General features: G+C 44.7%; 1 protein-coding gene. It reads right to left on the bottom strand.

The window, feature by feature from the left end; all coding sequences use genetic code 11:
* Positions 1-262 (bottom strand): PQQ-binding-like beta-propeller repeat protein (locus RMT89_RS43780; RefSeq protein WP_315889326.1); only part of this gene is annotated, 262 nt, incomplete at both ends.

Here is a 262-nt window from a genome sequence, read left to right as displayed (position 1 = left end):
CAGATATAACACGGTACCCGATACCGCCATATTGCGGAAACTGGCATAATCACGCTTCCACAATTGCTGACCGCTACGTAAATCTAAAGCAAATAACTCACCATTATAGGCAATGCTGTAAATGGTACCTGCTACAACTATCGGTTTGGCATCAACATCGACTAAACGTGATAAATCAGTACTGCCTTTGGGGGTAGCAATCGTCTCTTCCCAAGCTTGAAAACCACGATCAACCACTAATACACCAACTCGACCGTTAGCC

The organism is Streptomyces sp. P17, from assembly GCF_032436805.1.
Lineage (GTDB): Bacteria > Actinomycetota > Actinomycetes > Streptomycetales > Streptomycetaceae > Streptomyces.
Note: the sequence above shows the minus strand (reverse complement) of the source record. Positions and strands in the feature narration are given on the sequence as shown.